The organism is Pseudomonas sp. MH9.2 (genome assembly GCF_034353875.1).
Classification (GTDB): domain Bacteria; phylum Pseudomonadota; class Gammaproteobacteria; order Pseudomonadales; family Pseudomonadaceae; genus Aquipseudomonas.
Map to the genome: position 1 here is coordinate 3,010,157 of NZ_CP133784.1, position 14,033 is coordinate 3,024,189.

At 58.5% G+C, this 14,033-nt stretch carries 15 protein-coding genes; 10 read left to right on the top strand and 5 right to left on the bottom strand.

Annotated features, from left to right (window positions below):
* The first annotated feature begins 609 nt into the window (after positions 1-609).
* Both algC and argB read left to right on the top strand, forming a co-directional pair.
* Entirely contained in the window at positions 610-2,007 is a 1,398-nt protein-coding gene (gene algC / locus RHM55_RS14195; protein WP_322182942.1) for a phosphomannomutase/phosphoglucomutase, read from the top strand.
* A 29-nt stretch (positions 2,008-2,036) separates the two neighbouring features.
* Entirely contained in the window at positions 2,037-2,942 is a 906-nt protein-coding gene (gene argB / locus RHM55_RS14200; protein ID WP_219063054.1) for an acetylglutamate kinase, read from the top strand.
* A gap of 75 nt (positions 2,943-3,017) precedes the next feature.
* Here the strand turns inward: argB and RHM55_RS14205 are convergent, their stop codons facing one another.
* Together RHM55_RS14205 and pyrE are read right to left on the bottom strand one after the other, a co-directional pair.
* On the bottom strand, positions 3,018-3,608 hold the full coding sequence (locus RHM55_RS14205) for a DUF4124 domain-containing protein (protein ID WP_322176999.1): 591 nt from the start codon (positions 3,606-3,608) through the stop codon (positions 3,018-3,020).
* A 13-nt stretch (positions 3,609-3,621) separates the two neighbouring features.
* Positions 3,622-4,263, bottom strand: a complete 642-nt coding sequence (gene pyrE, locus RHM55_RS14210; protein ID WP_322177000.1) for an orotate phosphoribosyltransferase — start codon at positions 4,261-4,263, stop codon at positions 3,622-3,624.
* Between the two features lie 82 nt (positions 4,264-4,345).
* Here pyrE and RHM55_RS14215 point away from each other — a divergent pair, with 82 nt between their 5' ends.
* Positions 4,346-5,125, top strand: coding sequence for an exodeoxyribonuclease III (locus RHM55_RS14215; RefSeq protein WP_322177001.1), 780 nt, complete (start codon positions 4,346-4,348; stop codon positions 5,123-5,125).
* A gap of 62 nt (positions 5,126-5,187) precedes the next feature.
* Here RHM55_RS14215 and RHM55_RS14220 read toward each other — a convergent pair whose 3' ends face one another.
* The gene (locus tag RHM55_RS14220) at positions 5,188-5,556 is read right to left on the bottom strand and encodes a DUF4870 domain-containing protein (protein ID WP_322177002.1); all 369 of its coding nucleotides are present in this window, start codon (positions 5,554-5,556) and stop codon (positions 5,188-5,190) included.
* Positions 5,557-5,604: 48 nt separating this feature from the next.
* A complete protein-coding gene (gene rph, locus RHM55_RS14225; protein ID WP_322177003.1) occupies positions 5,605-6,327 on the bottom strand; it encodes a ribonuclease PH in 723 nt (240 codons plus the stop codon).
* A 288-nt stretch (positions 6,328-6,615) separates the two neighbouring features.
* On the opposite strand from rph, the gene RHM55_RS14230 reads away from it, so the two are divergent.
* The 6 genes from RHM55_RS14230 (at position 6,616) to RHM55_RS14255 (ending at position 11,900) form a co-directional block, all read left to right on the top strand.
* Positions 6,616-7,479: a YicC/YloC family endoribonuclease gene (locus RHM55_RS14230; RefSeq protein WP_322177004.1), complete on the top strand. Its 864-nt coding sequence runs from the start codon at positions 6,616-6,618 to the stop codon at positions 7,477-7,479.
* A gap of 12 nt (positions 7,480-7,491) precedes the next feature.
* On the top strand, positions 7,492-8,112 hold the full coding sequence (gene gmk, locus RHM55_RS14235; RefSeq protein WP_322177005.1) for a guanylate kinase: 621 nt from the start codon (positions 7,492-7,494) through the stop codon (positions 8,110-8,112).
* Positions 8,113-8,267: 155 nt separating this feature from the next.
* On the top strand, positions 8,268-8,531 hold the full coding sequence (gene rpoZ, locus RHM55_RS14240; RefSeq protein ID WP_322177006.1) for a DNA-directed RNA polymerase subunit omega: 264 nt from the start codon (positions 8,268-8,270) through the stop codon (positions 8,529-8,531).
* Positions 8,532-8,591: 60 nt separating this feature from the next.
* Complete coding sequence (gene spoT / locus RHM55_RS14245; RefSeq protein WP_219063063.1) at positions 8,592-10,700, top strand: bifunctional GTP diphosphokinase/guanosine-3',5'-bis pyrophosphate 3'-pyrophosphohydrolase; 2,109 nt, start codon at positions 8,592-8,594, stop codon at positions 10,698-10,700.
* 25 nt (positions 10,701-10,725) lie between these two features.
* Positions 10,726-11,106, top strand: coding sequence for a RidA family protein (locus tag RHM55_RS14250; RefSeq protein ID WP_003229509.1), 381 nt, complete (start codon positions 10,726-10,728; stop codon positions 11,104-11,106).
* A 56-nt stretch (positions 11,107-11,162) separates the two neighbouring features.
* Positions 11,163-11,900: a hypothetical protein gene (locus RHM55_RS14255; RefSeq protein WP_322177007.1), complete on the top strand. Its 738-nt coding sequence runs from the start codon at positions 11,163-11,165 to the stop codon at positions 11,898-11,900.
* Positions 11,901-11,990: 90 nt separating this feature from the next.
* On the opposite strand, the gene RHM55_RS14260 is transcribed toward RHM55_RS14255, so the two are convergent.
* Positions 11,991-12,848 carry an SDR family oxidoreductase gene (locus RHM55_RS14260; protein WP_322177008.1) on the bottom strand — a complete coding sequence of 286 codons (858 nt, stop codon included), beginning with the start codon at positions 12,846-12,848 and terminating at the stop codon, positions 11,991-11,993.
* A 227-nt stretch (positions 12,849-13,075) separates the two neighbouring features.
* Between RHM55_RS14260 and exbB the strand changes: the two genes are divergently transcribed.
* Positions 13,076-14,032, top strand: a complete 957-nt coding sequence (gene exbB / locus RHM55_RS14265) for a tonB-system energizer ExbB (protein WP_322177009.1) — start codon at positions 13,076-13,078, stop codon at positions 14,030-14,032.
* The last annotated feature ends 1 nt before the right edge of the window (position 14,033 follow it).

A 14,033-nucleotide genomic window follows, 5' to 3' on the forward strand; every position in this document is an offset into this window, starting at 1 on the left:
GTGCTGAGCGCGCTGCCGGTTTTGCTCACTGATATTGGTCAGGTCCAGGTAACCCAACAGTTCGGCGCCAGTCCCGGGCAAGTTCTGCTGCAACGCGGTCAGCCTGCAGCAGGTTCGTCACAGGCGTTCGACACCGGCCAACCCAACTGGAAACTCGACTTCACGCCGGGCCCGGCGCTCGATTCATCAGTGCCCTGGCTGTTTCTGGCGCTGGCGGCGCTGGTTGCGCTGGCCGGTGTTGTGCTTGGGCTGTACCTCAACGACAGCGCCTTGCAGCGGCGCATTTCGGCAGACGCCCGACAGCTGGACCAACTGCTTCAAGAACTCTCAGGCGGAAAAGCCGTCAAAGCTTTCGGATTAAGCCTGCCAGCCCTGAATGGGTTGGCCCAGAGCCTGGCCAGATTTTCGGTGCGTAATGCGCCATCGACCACGGTCCAAGACAAGAACCGCTTCAATAACGACTTAGCGACAAGCAGTGCCCCAGCGTCGACTCAGCCCAATGCCCCGCGTACTGAGTGGGTCGATCCGCTGTTTCAAGATACCGACATTCTCGATATCGACTTCCTCGACGAAAACCAGGACTTCCTGAGATTGGAGCACCCCCCAGTTATGAGCAGTACAGCATTGGTGGCACCTAAATTTCCTGACACCATCTTCCGCGCCTACGATATTCGTGGCGTCGTCGGTGACACCCTCTTCGCAGAAACGGCTTACTGGATTGGTCGCGCCATCGGCTCCGAGAGTCTGGCCAAGAATGAACCTAACGTCTCCGTAGGCCGCGATGGCCGCCTGTCCGGCCCGGAACTGGTACAGCAACTGATTCAGGGCCTGCACGACAGCGGCTGCCACGTCAGCGATGTCGGCCTGGTACCGACCCCTGCGCTCTATTACGCCGCCAACGTGCTTGCCGGTAAAACCGGTGTGATGCTGACCGGCAGCCACAACCCGCGAGACTACAACGGCTTCAAGATCGTCATTGCTGGCGACACCCTGGCCAATGAACAGATCCAGGCTTTGCACACGCGCCTGAAAACCAACGATCTGACCACCGGCAAAGGCAGCATCGAGAAAGTCGACATTCTTGATCGCTACTTCAAGCAAATCACCGAAGACGTTGTCCTCGCCCGACGCATGAAGGTCGTGGTCGACTGTGGCAACGGCGCGGCGGGCGTCATCGCTCCGCAACTGCTTGAAGCCCTGAACTGCGAAATCATCCCGCTGTTCTGCGACGTCGACGGCAACTTCCCGAACCACCACCCTGATCCAGGCAAACCGGAAAACCTCGTTGACCTGATCGCCAAGGTCAAGGAAACCGGTGCCGACCTGGGCCTGGCCTTCGACGGTGACGGTGACCGCGTAGGCGTCGTCACCAACACCGGCAACATCGTGTTCCCGGATCGCTTGTTGATGCTGTTCGCCAAAGATGTAGTGTCACGCAATCCCGGTGCCGATATCATTTTCGACGTCAAATGCACCCGCCGCCTGACCCCGTTGATCCGCGAATACGGCGGTCGTCCGGTGATGTGGAAGACCGGTCACTCGCTGATCAAAAAGAAGATGCGCGAAAGCGGTGCGCTGCTGGCAGGCGAAATGAGCGGGCACATCTTCTTCAAGGAACGCTGGTTCGGTTTCGACGACGGCATCTACAGCGCGGCACGCCTGCTGGAAATCCTCAGCCAGGAGAAAGGCACCGCTGAAGAAGTCTTCGCGACCTTCCCGAATGATATTTCCACACCGGAAATCAATATCGATGTGACGGACGTGACCAAGTTCAGCATCATTGAAGCGCTGCAACGCGATGCCCAATGGGGCGACGCACAGTTGACCAGCATTGATGGTGTGCGAGTGGACTACCCCAAAGGCTGGGGTCTGGTGCGTGCATCCAACACCACGCCGGTCTTGGTATTACGCTTCGAGGCCGATACTGAAGCCGAATTGCAGCGCATCAAGGACGTGTTCCACGCCCAGCTCAAGAACGTTGCGCCCGACCTCAAATTACCGTTTTGAATGAACCCTTGTTTTCACTGGAGCCCTGAATGACCCTCGAACACGATGCCGCTGCTAATGTAGCCAAAGTTTTGTCCGAAGCGCTGCCTTACATTCGCCGATTTGTCGGCAAGACGCTGGTGATCAAATACGGCGGCAACGCTATGGAGAGCGAGGAGCTGAAAACCGGCTTTGCGCGCGATATCGTGCTGATGAAAGCCGTCGGTATCAACCCGGTAGTGGTTCACGGCGGGGGCCCGCAAATCGGCGACCTGCTCAAGCGCCTGTCCATCGAAAGCCACTTCATCGACGGCATGCGCGTCACTGACGCACAAACCATGGACGTGGTGGAAATGGTCCTGGGCGGCCAGGTCAACAAGGACATCGTCAACCTGATCAACCGCCACGGCGGCAGCGCCATTGGCTTGACCGGCAAAGACGCTGAACTGATTCGCGCGCGAAAGCTCACGGTCACCCGGCAGACGCCAGACATGACCAAGCCGGAAATCATTGATATCGGCCAGGTCGGTGAAGTGGTCGGGGTTAACACCGACCTGCTGAACATGCTGGTCAAAGGCGACTTTATTCCGGTGATCGCGCCCATCGGCGTTGGCCCTAACGGTGAGTCGTACAACATCAACGCCGACCTGGTTGCAGGCAAAGTCGCCGAGGCCCTCAAGGCCGAAAAACTGATTTTGCTGACCAACATCGCCGGCTTGATGAATAAACAAGGCGAAGTCCTGACCGGACTGACCACCGAACAAGTCGATGGCCTGATCGCCGACGGCACCATCTACGGCGGCATGCTGCCCAAGATCCGGTGCGCACTGGAAGCGGTTCAGGGCGGAGTCAACAGCTCGCACATCATCGACGGGCGCGTGCCCAATGCCGTGCTGCTGGAGATCTTCACCGACAGCGGCGTCGGCACCCAGATCACCAATCGCAAGCGGCATTGATTGATCGATACGTCACGCACAACTGAAAGGCCCCGTCCGGTTCACACCGGACGGGGCCTTTTTTTTCAGAGCCTATCAATGCTGTAACTGCTGAACCCGCACTCGATCAACCGCAAAATCGGCCTCAGCCTGTTTGCGCGAACCCTGATAACGCTCGACTTCAGCCTTGAGGCTTTGCTGGTCGTCACGCAGGCTGTTCATCTGATCGAGTAACGGCTGCGGTACGGCACGACCGGCACGTTCCTGGGCCGCAGCCTGCCCCTGAAGAGTGCTCTGCTGAGAGATCAAGCCTTGCAGATTGCCCTGTGCCACGGCAATCAAGGCATCCAGCTCGGCGAGCTTGCGGGTCTTGGCACTGTCGACATCGCTCACGCTGCTGTACAAATGCAGCAGTTGAGCATTGGCGTCGGCCTTGGCCTTGTCGGTCTGCTGACGCTGGATTTCCTCTGCCGTGGGGGCTGGCGGCACGACCTGTATCACTCGGCCTCGCTCATTGAGCACCTGGTAACCTTTGCCGACATACTCCGGCGGCACGCCTTGACGGTCGAGAACGATCCCACCCTTGTTGTCGACGTAGCGATAGAGCAACACAGGCGTTTTATCAGCAGCCTGTACAGCCATCACATTCAACGCCAATAGCAGCCCCGCGGTGTTCAGCTTGAGCATAAATGCAGCATCCTCAAATTCCGTACTGCGTCCGATAAGCCTCGACCGCAGGCAAATATTGCTTGAGTTGTGGGTCATCGGCCAAAAATTGCAGCACCTGATTCAAGGACACGATGCTGATCACCGGGATACCGAAGTCACGTTCGACCTCCTGAATCGCCGACAGCTCACCATTGCCGCGTTCCTGACGATTCAGCGCGATCAACACACCGGCCGCTGTCGCGCCCTGGTCCTTGATGATCTGCATGACCTCACGAATGGCCGTACCGGCAGTGATCACATCGTCGATGATCAACACGTTGCCTTGCAATGGCGCGCCGACCAGGCTTCCGCCTTCGCCGTGAGCCTTGGCTTCCTTGCGATTGAAGCACCATGGCAGATCCAGCTGATGATGTTCAGCCAAGGCCACGGCCGTCGTGGCCGCCAGGGGAATGCCCTTGTAGGCCGGGCCGAACAGAACATCGAAAGAAATGCCGCTCTCAACCACCGCCTGGGCGTAGAAACGACCGAGCTGAGCCAGGGCAGAACCGCTGTTGAACAGGCCGGCATTGAAGAAATATGGACTGGTCCGTCCAGACTTCAAAGTGAACTCACCGAAGCGCAAAACACCGCGATCGATGGCAAAACGAATGAAGTCGCGCTGATATGCCTGCATGAAAAAAGCCCCAAATACCACGGATTTAGCTAATTAGGTAGAGCTCGGGTATCATACACGCACGTGATTTTTGGGGCCATTTATGCGGATCATCAGTGTGAACGTAAATGGCATTCAGGCTGCAGTCGAGCGTGGTTTGCTCAGTTGGCTACAAGCCCAGAATGCTGACGTCATCTGCCTACAGGACACCCGCGCCTCTGCCTTTGAACTGGACGACCCAGCCTTCCAACTGGATGGCTACTTCCTTTATGCCTGCGATGCTGAAGTCCCTGCCCAAGGCGGTGTGGCGCTCTACTCGCGGTTGCAACCAAAGGCTGTTATCAGCGGACTTGGCTTCGAAACAGCCGACCGTTACGGGCGCTATCTGCAAGCGGATTTCGACAAGGTCAGTATTGCGACCTTGCTGCTTCCTTCGGGAATGAACGGCGACGAAGACTTGAACCAGAAGTTCAAGCTTATGGACGATTTCGCGCGCTACCTGGATAAGCAACGACGCAAGCGTCGTGAATACATCTATTGCGGCTCGCTGTATGTCGCGCAACAGAAGCTAGATATCAAAAACTGGCGTGACAGCCAGCAATCTCCAGGCTTTCTTGCGCCAGAACGCGCATGGATGGACGAGATTGTCGGCACCATGGGCTATGTCGACGCCCTGCGTGAAGTCAGCCGTGAAGGCGATCAGTACAGCTGGTGGCCGGATAACGAACAAGCCGAAATGCTCAACCTCGGTTGGCGCTTCGACTATCAACTGCTGACCCCGGGTCTGCGCCGCTTCGTACGCAGCGCTCGCCTGCCACGTCAGCCACGCTTCTCGCAGCACGCTCCATTGATTGTGGATTACGACTGGACGTTGACCATCTGACGTCCAGCCGCCCACAAAAAAGCCGACTTCGTGTCGGCTTTTTTGCGGCTGCTGGTTTTGCGTTACTTGATCAAGCGCCAGGTAAACGGATACCGATAGGCAATCCCGTCGTTGGCCTTGACCCCGCCGATAATGGTCAACACCAGCGCGCCGACGCCGACCAGTACCAACAGCGGGAAGCCGATAATCACGACCATCAACAGGAAGCAGATCATTGCGGCAATCGCCACGGTGATCTGAAAATTCAGAGCTTCCTTGCCTTGGGCATCAATGAAAGGATCGGTCTCTTTCTTGATCTGCCAGAGAATCAATGGCCCCAGCAGATTGCCGAAAGGGAAGATCAGGCCGAAAAACGCCGCAAAGTGACAGAGCATCGCCCATTGACGAACCTCGGCACTGGGGGTCGGTAGCGGAAGCTGGCTGTCACTCATGATGCTTATCCTTAGCAGGTGTGATGGCTGAATCTATACCCGTGCCGATCAGTCGGCCAGCGCAGCTCGCTGCAGTTCGAACAGCTCGGCCATGCCGATGTTCGCCAATGCCAGCATCGCGTTCAGCTCTTCTGGCTGGAACGGCGCGCCTTCAGCGGTGCCCTGGACTTCGATAAAGCCGCCAGCACTGGTCATCACCACGTTGAGATCGGTCTCGGCAGCGGAGTCTTCCAGGTAGTCGAGGTCAAGTACTGGCTCACCCTGATACATACCCACCGACACCGCAGCAATCATCTGCTTGAGTGGATCGCCACCTTTGAGGCCGCCGCGCTTCTTGATGACTTTCAAGGCATCGACCAACGCAACCATGGCACCGGTAATGGACGCGGTACGCGTACCGCCATCGGCCTGGATCACATCGCAATCGACATACAGCGTCACTTCGCCCAGCTTGGACATGTCCAACGCTGATCGCAGGGAACGACCGATCAAACGTTGAATCTCCAGGGTACGCCCGCCTTGCTTGCCACGGCTCGCTTCACGCTGGTTACGATCACCAGTGGCGCGCGGCAGCATGCCGTACTCAGCCGTCAACCAGCCTTGGCCCTGACCTTTAAGGAAGCGCGGCACGCCGCTCTCGACGCTGACCGTGCAAATCACTTTGGTGTCACCAAACTCTACCAGTACAGAACCCTCGGCGTGTTTGGTGTAGTTGCGGGTGATGCGGATCGAGCGGAGCTGATCGGCAGCGCGGCCACTTGGACGTTTCATTTGGGAATACCTGTACTGAGACGGAAAACTGCCGGGCATTATAGAGGCCACAACCCTAGCTGGGCACCTCTAATAAAGTTGCCGGGCCGATTCGGGGCTGCCAACAGCATGCAGCCTGCACAAGAGCGACGCTCGGTAACGCCTTATGGCGTCGCCAGTTTGGGAGCATGCACCGCACTGCGCTACAATCCTGCGCCTTCGAAGCCTGTCGGCTATTTGTGACATTTATTCGGGCAGTCCTGCGCCCACGACAGTCTTCTCACCGACTGAACCCACGAGGTATTTCCCATGGTGCACAGCATGACGGCCTTCGCCCGAGTAGAACGGGCCGGCACCCAGGGCACGCTGAGCTGGGAACTGCGCTCGGTCAATCATCGCTATCTTGAGCCGCACCTGCGCCTGCCGGAGTCCTTTCGCGACCTGGAAGGCGCGGTCCGCGAAGCTCTGCGTCAGGGTTTGTCGCGCGGCAAGGTGGAATGCACGTTGCGCTTCACCGAAGAAACCGCCGGCAAACCGCTGCAGGTTGATCTCGAGCGCGCCGCGCAATTGGTCGCCGCAGCAGAGACAGTAGCCAGCCTGATCAAGCAACCGGCCCCTCTGAATCCGCTGGAAGTACTTGCCTGGCCCGGCGTATTGGTGGCCGATGCCAGCGATCCGCAGGCGCTCAATAACGATGCACTGGCCCTGTTCAGCGAGGCGTTGAGCGAACTGAAAGCCGGTCGCGGCCGTGAAGGTGCCGACCTGGCCAAACTTCTAGACGAACGGCTAGTCTCGATAAACGAAGAAGTCGCAACCCTGCGTACGCTGGTGCCGCAGATGCTTGCGACCCAGCGCCAAAAGGTAATGGATCGCTTTGCCGACATGAAGGCCGAGCTTGATCCTCAGCGCCTGGAACAGGAAATGGTCCTGCTCGCACAGAAAAGTGACGTCGCCGAAGAACTGGACCGTCTCAGCACCCACGTTACCGAGGTGCGTCGCGTCCTCAAGACGGGCGGACAAGCAGGTCGGCGCCTGGACTTCCTGATGCAGGAACTCAACCGCGAAGCCAATACATTGGGCTCCAAAGCCTTCGACCCGCGCAGCACTCAAGCGGCGGTCAACCTCAAGGTGTTGATCGAGCAGATGCGTGAACAAGTGCAGAATATTGAGTAAGGCTACCCCAACATGACCCACAGTACCGGCACCCTTTATATCGTTTCTGCACCTTCTGGCGCGGGCAAAACCAGCTTGGTAAAGGCCCTGATCGACGCCCAGCCGCAGATCCGTGTCTCGGTCTCGCACACCACGCGCGCCATACGTCCGGGCGAAGTCGACGGGGTGAACTATCACTTTGTCGACCGCGCCGAGTTCGTGCGGATGATCGAGCACGGCGATTTTCTCGAACAGGCCGAAGTCTTCGGCAATATGTACGGCACCTCGCAGAGCCGCCTGCAGCAAACGCTTGATGAAGGCCATGACCTGATTCTGGAAATCGACTGGCAAGGGGCTGAACAAGTCCGCAAATTGCTGCCGGACGCACGCTCGATTTTCATCCTGCCACCGACCCAGCAAGCGTTGCGTCAACGCCTGACCAACCGCGGCCAGGACAGCGACGAGATCATCGAAGGACGCATGCGTGAAGCCGTCAGCGAGATGAGCCATTATGTGGAATACGATTTCATTGTGATCAACGATGACTTCGCCACCGCCCTGGAAGACCTTAAAGCGATCTTCCGCGCCAACCAGTTAAAGCAGAAACCACAACAGCAGCGTTTCAGCGATTTGCTTCGTCAACTGCTGGCTTGAAATACCGCTTTCGGGCATTTTAAACGTGCGTAAGCAACGTATTGGGGTGCCCCTGAAAAATCAGCGCTTCCCTAAACGCTGGTGTTTTTTTAAACTGTTCAGTCCGCTCGCCCATCCGGGCACCGCGCATACTGCATTTGCTACGAGGAATACCCATGGCCCGCGTGACCGTTGAAGACTGCCTAGACCACGTCGTTAATCGCTTTGAGCTGGTCATGCTCTCTACCAAGCGTGCCCGTCAATTGGCGACCGGCGGTAAAGAACCGAAACTGCCTTGGGAAAATGACAAGCCTACCGTTATGGCTCTGCGTGAAATCGCAGCGGGCCTGATGAATTACGCAGTCATTGCAGAAGCTGAAATCGTTGAAGATGAGCCGTTGTTCGGTAACTTCGAGGACGAGTCCAACGAGGCCGTCTAAGTCTATGCCTGGTCGACGTAGTACGGCACAGGGCAAAAGCCATCGGCAGGGGGTAACACCTTGCCGAGCATAGACGCCCTCGCCGATCGTCTGTCGGCCTACCTCGGTAAAGACCAGGTCAATCTGGTCCGCCGAGCGTATTTCTATGCCGAACAAGCCCACGATGGCCAACGCCGTCGTAGCGGTGAAGCCTACGTCACGCACCCTCTAGCGGTCGCGAATATCCTTGCCGACATGCACATGGACCATCAAAGCCTGATGGCGGCCATGCTGCATGACGTGATTGAAGACACCGGAATTGCCAAGGAAGCGCTCTGTGCGCAGTTCGGCGAAACCGTGGCCGAATTGGTCGATGGGGTCAGCAAGCTGACTCAGATGAACTTCGAGACCAAGGCCGAGGCGCAAGCTGAAAACTTCCAGAAAATGGCCATGGCCATGGCGCGCGATATCCGCGTGATCCTGGTCAAGCTGGCTGACCGGCTGCACAACATGCGCACGCTGGAAGTCCTGTCCGGAGAAAAGCGCCGGCGGATCGCCAAGGAAACCCTGGAAATCTATGCGCCCATCGCCAATCGCCTGGGCATGCACAGCATTCGCATTGAGTTCGAAGACCTCGGGTTCAAGGCCATGTACCCAATGCGCTCCTCACGTATTGGCCAAGCGGTCAAACGGGCACGGGGCAATCGCAAAGAGCTGGTCAACAAGATCGAGGAGTCCCTGAGCCATTGCCTGGCCGTGGACGGTATCGAAGGCGAAGTCAGCGGTCGGCAGAAACACCTGTACGGCATCTACAAGAAGATGCGCGGCAAACGCCGGGCCTTCAACGAAATCATGGACGTTTACGCGTTCCGCATCATCGTCGACAAAGTCGACACCTGCTACCGCGTGCTGGGTGCTGTGCATAATTTGTACAAACCGCTGCCCGGGCGCTTCAAGGATTACATCGCGATTCCCAAGGCCAACGGCTACCAGTCCCTGCATACGACGCTGTTCGGTATGCATGGCGTGCCTATCGAAATCCAGATCCGCACCCGTGAAATGGAAGAGATGGCGAACAACGGGATCGCGGCGCATTGGCTGTACAAATCCAATGGCGACGAGCAGCAACAAGGCACGCATGCCCGCGCTCGTCAGTGGGTCAAAGGCGTGCTGGAAATGCAGCAGCGTGCCGGCAACTCGCTGGAATTCATCGAAAGCGTGAAGATCGACCTGTTCCCGGACGAGGTCTACGTGTTCACGCCCAAAGGCCGGATCATGGAGCTGCCCAAAGGCTCCACGGCGGTCGATTTCGCTTACGCAGTCCACACCGATGTCGGCAACAGCTGCATAGCCTGTCGGATCAATCGTCGCCTGGCACCGCTCTCCGAGCCGCTGCAAAGTGGCTCGACGGTTGAAATCGTCAGCGCGCCAGGTGCGCGTCCGAACCCGGCGTGGCTGAATTTCGTGGTCACCGGTAAAGCTCGCACGCACATTCGCCACGCCCTCAAGCTGCAACGCCGCTCTGAATCCATCAGCCTGGGCGAACGCCTGCTGAACAAGGTGCTCAACGGCTTCAATAGCACCCTGGAGAAGATTCCAGCCGACCGCGTGCAAATGATCCTTACCGAGTACCGCGTGGAGGTCATCGAAGACCTGCTCGAAGACATTGGCCTGGGCAACCGCATGGCCTATGTCGTCGCCCGCCGCTTGCTGACCAGCGAAGCCGAGCAACTGCCAAGCTCCGAAGGTCCATTGGCGATTCGCGGCACCGAAGGGTTAGTCCTCAGCTACGCCAAGTGCTGCACGCCGATCCCGGGCGACCCGATTGTCGGCCATCTGTCCGCAGGCAAGGGCATGGTTGTGCACCTGGACAACTGCCGCAACATCAGTGAAATCCGCCACAATCCGGAAAAATGCATCCAGCTGTCCTGGGCCAAGGATGTGACGGGCGAATTCAACGTCGAACTGCGCGTCGAACTGGAACATCAGCGCGGCCTTATCGCCCTGCTGGCCAGTAGCGTGAATGCCGCGGACGGCAATATCGAAAAAATCAGCATGGACGAGCGCGATGGTCGCATCAGCGTGGTCCAACTGGTAGTCAGCGTGCACGACCGCGTGCACCTGGCCCGCGTGATCAGAAAACTGCGCGCCCTGACAGGGGTCATTCGCATCACCCGCATGCGCGCGTAGCCAACCACTTCATCAGGAGTTCTTCATGACCAAGACCGTTATCACCAGCGACAAAGCACCTGCAGCCATCGGCACTTACTCTCAGGCGATCAAAGCTGGCAATACCGTCTACATGTCCGGGCAGATCCCGCTGGACCCGAAAACCATGGAACTGGTCGAAGGCTTCGAAGCCCAGACCGTTCAGGTGTTCGAGAACCTGAAAGCCGTGGCTGAAGCAGCCGGAGGTTCGTTCAAGGACATCGTCAAACTGAACATCTTCCTGACTGACCTGAGCCACTTCGCCAAGGTCAACGAGATCATGGGCAAATACTTCGACCAGCCTTACCCGGCCCGCGCCGCCATCGGTGTTGCTGCGCTGCCAAAAGGCTCGCAGGTCGAAATGGACGCCATCCTCGTTATTGAATAACCTCCCCCGACGGAGCGCTGGCCGTTCCGCCCACCCTGCAAAGGAAGGACTCCGCTATGCGCTTTGCGCTTGCCCTCTCGCTGCTCGCCACGCTATTGAGCGGCTGTGCCAGCCACGCCGACCGTAACCCTGACGGCATCTGGATCAACCAGACCGCTATCGATGCCGCCTCCAAAGGTGGAAATCTGCGCCAGGCGCTGCTTGCCAACGGGCCTAACCTGGAATGGCACGTCGACACAAAAGCCAGGCAGGCCGCCTTCTCTAACGGCTTCGAGCTGAGTGAAGGAAAAATCGTCAGTGCCGCCGATGGCAAATGGCACGTCGATTTCTACGGTAACTTCTTCGAAGACCTGAGCCTCAAAGGCGACGAACTGGTTCAAGGCGTCAGCGACTCGAGCCCGGAACAACGCTTCGTGCAGCCTGAAAATCCCGCGCCTGCCGACGCACCGCCGGGCAGCAGTTTCGAGAAAGCCCTGTATAGCGCCTATATGGGCGGTCAATGGAAAATTGTCGACGGCGAAGGCGCTGGCGGCGTCGTTCAGTTCCAGCCTGACGGCAGCATTATCGGCTTGCCGGGCAATGATCGTTACGCCCTATGCCTGGCCGGTGATTGCGCAGCCATGAGCGGCGAACACGACAGCCTCTGGCTGGAAAAAGCCCAAAAAGGCAATGCCTGGATCTTTGTCCGCAAAGACAAGCAGATGGAAATACTCCAGGCCGTCAATCAGGCCAAGGCCGACGAAATGCCGGACCTGCGTCCTGGTGCACGTCACTGGTTGCTCGAGCGGAACTGAAGCCGCACGGTCTGCCCTTCGCTCCCACACCCCCCGTGGGAGCGAATTTATTGGCGATACAGGCCTGTCGGCGATGCAGGGTTCAGACCCCTATTTCTGCCCTTCAAGCACCGCAGCGTAGCCCTCGCGATAACTCGCATAACGCGGCACCCAGCCCAATGCCCGGGCCCGGGCATTGCTGCAGCGCTTGCTGCCGGCGCGGCGCACGCTGGCCTCAGCCGACCACTCGGTAACCCCCAGATACTCACGCAGCCACGCAACCACCTCGGCCAAGGGCGCGGGCGCATCATCGACACCGATATAGCACTCATCCAGCGCAACGCCACGGGCATCCGCCTGTAGCAGGTACGCCAATAGCCCTGCGGCATCGTCGACATGAATGCGATTGCCATATAACGGCGGCTCGGCCACGACGCGATAACCTTGACGAACTTGCGTCAGCAACCACTCGCGGCCCGGCCCATAGATGCCCGTCAGGCGCACCACACTGGCGGGGATGCCGCTGTGCAATGCCAAGTGCTCGGCCTCAAGCATCAGGCGACTGGAATAACCCGTCGCCTGGGTAGCCGATGACTCATCGACCCACTCTCCCTGCTGTTGCCCATACACACTACTGCTGGACACGAACACCAGACGCCTGGGCTTCTGCCCGTGTTGCTTGAGCCAACTCAATACATTGCGCAGGCCATCCACATACGCTGCCCGGTAACCGGCCTCGTCATGATCGGTCGCAGCAGCGCTGTAGACCAGGTAATCAATCGGCGAGGTTGGCCAGGCGATTGGGCAGTCAGCATCGAACAGGTCACCTGCGATGCCTGTTACCCCGGCAGGCAAGCGCGCAACAGACCGGCGCAAACCAGACACGGTCCAGCCCTGAGCAAGCAGTTGGCTGGCGAGACGGCCTCCAACATCACCACAACCAGCAATCAAAACAGACGGGGCAGACATGTCGGAGCTCCACAATAAAAAACGTGCGACAACGGCGCGGTAAACAGCCGAAAATGACGTTTGAATTTAATCAGAAACCTACGGTTTATAGGGAAAGATACCGCACCACTTGTTGTTAACAAGAATTATTTGCAATAATCGGGACCCGTTTGCTCTGCCCTTCCGGTCATATGCCTAGCGCGAAGTGGCAGAACGAAGCCCCCTTTTTCCTCTCAGGTCAGGCCAGCATGACACGTATCCAATCCCTCGCTTCGCCCACCAAGCTTGCCAGCCTGCCGCGCGCATGGCGCGGTATTGCTGCGTTGATGCTCAGCCTGATGCTGGCTCCCAGCGCGTTTGCCAATGAACCGGTCGCTGCTGCTTCGCCCGCCGTCCAGGCTGTCGCTGCCGCACCCGCCAATGGCATTGTCGACCCTGCCGCCGCCCCGGTTGTAGAGCAACGTGAAGACGCAGCCGTTGTCGATGACAACAGCCTCGGTATGGCCAACGACCTGTCGCCTTGGGGCATGTACCAGCATGCCGACATCATCGTGAAAGTCGTCCTGATTGGTCTCGCCATCGCCTCGATCATCACCTGGACAATCTGGATCGCCAAAGGCGTTGAGTTGTTGGGCGCCAAGCGGCGCCTGCGCGGCGAAATCGTCAACCTGAAAAAGGCCCGTACCCTCAAGGAAGCCAGCGACAGCGCCAGTAAAGAAGGGACGCTGGGCCACCTGTTAGTGCATGACGCCCTCGAAGAAATGCGCCTGTCGGCCAACAGCCGCGAGCGCGAAGGCATCAAGGAGCGGGTCAGCTTCCGCCTGGAACGTCTGGTTGCAGCCTGTGGCCGCAACATGAGCAACGGCACCGGCGTGCTCGCGACCATCGGTTCCACCGCGCCCTTCGTCGGCCTCTTTGGCACCGTATGGGGCATCATGAACAGCTTCATCGGCATCGCCAAAACCCAGACCACCAACCTTGCCGTGGTGGCCCCCGGTATTGCCGAAGCCTTGCTGGCTACCGCGCTTGGGCTGGTTGCCGCGATTCCGGCTGTGGTGATCTACAACGTTTTCGCCCGCTCCATCGCGGGTTACAAAGCCCAGGTTTCCGATGCCTCGGCACACGTTCTGCTGCTGGTCAGTCGTGACCTCGATCACCTGCCGGCCGAGCGTAGCCAGCAGCCTCACGTGGTTAAAGTGGGGTAAA

Excerpts from the sequence above, each read along its gene's own strand:
- algC (WP_322182942.1), top strand. The coding sequence starts at position 610 with ATGAGCAGTACAGCATTGGTGGCACCTAAATTTCCTGACACCATCTTC.
- argB (WP_219063054.1), top strand. The coding sequence starts at position 2,037 with ATGACCCTCGAACACGATGCCGCTGCTAATGTAGCCAAAGTTTTGTCC.
- RHM55_RS14205 (WP_322176999.1), bottom strand. The coding sequence starts at position 3,608 with ATGCTCAAGCTGAACACCGCGGGGCTGCTATTGGCGTTGAATGTGATG.
- pyrE (WP_322177000.1), bottom strand. The coding sequence starts at position 4,263 with ATGCAGGCATATCAGCGCGACTTCATTCGTTTTGCCATCGATCGCGGT.
- RHM55_RS14215 (WP_322177001.1), top strand. The coding sequence starts at position 4,346 with ATGCGGATCATCAGTGTGAACGTAAATGGCATTCAGGCTGCAGTCGAG.
- RHM55_RS14220 (WP_322177002.1), bottom strand. The coding sequence starts at position 5,556 with ATGAGTGACAGCCAGCTTCCGCTACCGACCCCCAGTGCCGAGGTTCGT.
- rph (WP_322177003.1), bottom strand. The coding sequence starts at position 6,327 with ATGAAACGTCCAAGTGGCCGCGCTGCCGATCAGCTCCGCTCGATCCGC.
- RHM55_RS14230 (WP_322177004.1), top strand. The coding sequence starts at position 6,616 with ATGGTGCACAGCATGACGGCCTTCGCCCGAGTAGAACGGGCCGGCACC.
- gmk (WP_322177005.1), top strand. The coding sequence starts at position 7,492 with ATGACCCACAGTACCGGCACCCTTTATATCGTTTCTGCACCTTCTGGC.
- rpoZ (WP_322177006.1), top strand. The coding sequence starts at position 8,268 with ATGGCCCGCGTGACCGTTGAAGACTGCCTAGACCACGTCGTTAATCGC.
- RHM55_RS14250 (WP_003229509.1), top strand. The coding sequence starts at position 10,726 with ATGACCAAGACCGTTATCACCAGCGACAAAGCACCTGCAGCCATCGGC.
- RHM55_RS14255 (WP_322177007.1), top strand. The coding sequence starts at position 11,163 with ATGCGCTTTGCGCTTGCCCTCTCGCTGCTCGCCACGCTATTGAGCGGC.
- RHM55_RS14260 (WP_322177008.1), bottom strand. The coding sequence starts at position 12,848 with ATGTCTGCCCCGTCTGTTTTGATTGCTGGTTGTGGTGATGTTGGAGGC.
- exbB (WP_322177009.1), top strand. The coding sequence starts at position 13,076 with ATGACACGTATCCAATCCCTCGCTTCGCCCACCAAGCTTGCCAGCCTG.